Genomic DNA, 1999 nt, shown 5'->3' on the forward strand with positions numbered 1-1999 from the left:
GTTTGGTGTCAATTCATCTTAATCTTTAGCTGCGTTTACTAATTGTCCCAATTAAAAATGGAGAAATATCATGGCAGAAGAAATTAATGAATTAAAGCAGCAACCTCAATCAGAGCGCCAAATGTACTCAAGACCTGTTTTTCGTCAAAATATGATTGTAAATAGTCTTCAAGCGCAGAGAGTTATGGCACGTAGCTTTGATCGTGTATCGAATGCTTTATTTTCACTCGATGTAATACTTCGTATTATAGGTGACTTGAAAGAAATCGACCAAGTTGAGGAAGTTATTCACGGCCATATAGATAAAGTCGCTGAAGACATGAAGAAAGCACTAGATCAGTTATCTAAAGTAATGGCTGATAATGGCATTGAAGATACTCCTGGTTATAGCGGCCCTGTTACATACCCTATAGAGATCACATCACCACAGGTTGCACAGTTTGCGCACCTTATTAGAAGCCTAGATAAGCTGATGAGCATAGTTGACACTCTTTGGTTGAATACAGTGCTAACTAGCCAGCAGCGTTCTGATGCAACATATGAGTGGCAGCAGCGTTTAATTAAGCTTGCGGGTCGCATTATAGGCATGGAAAAGCGGGCTCGCATTTCAGCTCACTCTAAAGGTAAAGATGAAGAAGTTGCAGAAGCAGCTCCTGAACAAGAAACAAATGACGTAGAGCTATCAAGTGAAGCTGAATCCACCAGTCAGACTTCAACAAACAAGCAAGAAGAAGTCTCAGCGTAAAAAGTTAAAATAATACAGCCACCCCAACCAGAAACCCCTTTCAACCAAGGGGTTTTATTTATTCACTTCCCCTGGTTGCATTTTTTTTTACTGTGATAATATTGAAGTAATTAAAAAATAACCTTTAAGATCATCTTATAAAATAAAGCGGAGCTATATAGTATGAGTACATTTAAAACCCTAGCAGCCTTTCTAGCTGTATCTGCATTATCTGGTTGTGCTACATCAACAACACCTATGGAGTATATGAACAACCATAGCGAAGCTTATAACATTGCTCATGCCGGTGGTTTAGTAACTGATATAAAGGATACTTACGTTCCTGCGGATAGCGTTGGCTCTATCACTGAATCAATGCTTAACCTAGGTTTTGTTGCTGGTGGATATGGTAGCCCCCAACTAGGAATGACTAACTGGCAAACTGCTGGGGTTCATCTTCTGGGGAATTTGCTTGAGCCTGACTCTCATGGGGCAAGAAATAGTCTTATAGCATGGATGCCAGCTTCAGAAGCTAGTTCGACTGAAGAAGCTCAAGAAAAATTTCTTTCACATGTGAAAGTTTCTATTGAAAAAGTCATGGTTGAATTAGGTCTTAAACATGAAACCATTTACGATCAAAATGGGAAGCTATCTATTTACTTTATAAAAGATGAATGGAACTGCCCGGAGTATTCCCATGGTATTACAGATATTTCAGACTTGTGTGAAGTTAGCGTGGAGACTTATGAGCCGTACCAGGCAATTTCTCCATCATTCATCAGTGGTATTGAATCTGAGAGCTATATTTTTTCACCCAACGATGGGCGAGATTTTCATAATTTAAACTTAATTACCAATAAAAAAAGTAGTGTTCCAGAAGATGAAATTTACACGAGCATTAGTGAAGAGCTTTCAAGTTGGACTTATATTTATATTGCACCCAAAAAAGTAAAAATGAAAAATGGCGAAACAATAAACTACCCGTACATTTTAAATAAAGGTCAAAAAAAGTTATTTATAACCCCAGAAAAATAAATGCAAAAAAAAGCGGGTCACGACCCGCTTTTTAGTAGTTTAACCTCCCCCGCCTGGGTTTACATTAAATTTATCCATAGCTTCCTTTCTCTTAGCGTCAACATCTATGCCTTCCAATCGCTCTAGGGCGCGTTCATCTGCAGGTAATCTATCACCTTTTATATTAAATATGTTGCCAGAGCCAGTAAGCTCATCCATTGTTAAATCACCGGCTTCAGGGAATTGCCCGTTCTGTTGTAA

Annotated in this window: 3 protein-coding genes; 2 read left to right on the forward strand and 1 reads right to left on the reverse strand. The window is 38.6% G+C overall.

Annotated elements, in window-relative coordinates:
- Positions 1-70 precede the first annotated feature (70 nt).
- On the forward strand, positions 71-745 hold the full coding sequence (locus ACT3RM_RS17600; RefSeq protein ID WP_444511478.1) for a hypothetical protein: 675 nt from the start codon (positions 71-73) through the stop codon (positions 743-745).
- A 162-nt stretch (positions 746-907) separates the two neighbouring features.
- Positions 908-1759 (forward strand): hypothetical protein, encoded by an 852-nt coding sequence (locus ACT3RM_RS17605; RefSeq protein WP_444511479.1) that lies wholly within the window; start codon positions 908-910, stop codon positions 1757-1759.
- A 39-nt stretch (positions 1760-1798) separates the two neighbouring features.
- On the opposite strand, the gene ACT3RM_RS17610 is transcribed toward ACT3RM_RS17605, so the two are convergent.
- Positions 1799-1999: hypothetical protein (locus ACT3RM_RS17610; RefSeq protein WP_444511480.1), on the reverse strand; the 201-nt coding region annotated here is incomplete at its 5' end.

The organism is Pseudoalteromonas sp. AOP7-A1-14, assembly GCF_052376275.1.
In the GTDB taxonomy this organism is placed as follows: Bacteria; Pseudomonadota; Gammaproteobacteria; order Enterobacterales; family Alteromonadaceae; genus Pseudoalteromonas.

Excerpts from the sequence above, each read along its gene's own strand:
- ACT3RM_RS17600 (WP_444511478.1), top strand. The coding sequence starts at position 71 with ATGGCAGAAGAAATTAATGAATTAAAGCAGCAACCTCAATCAGAGCGC.
- ACT3RM_RS17605 (WP_444511479.1), top strand. The coding sequence starts at position 908 with ATGAGTACATTTAAAACCCTAGCAGCCTTTCTAGCTGTATCTGCATTA.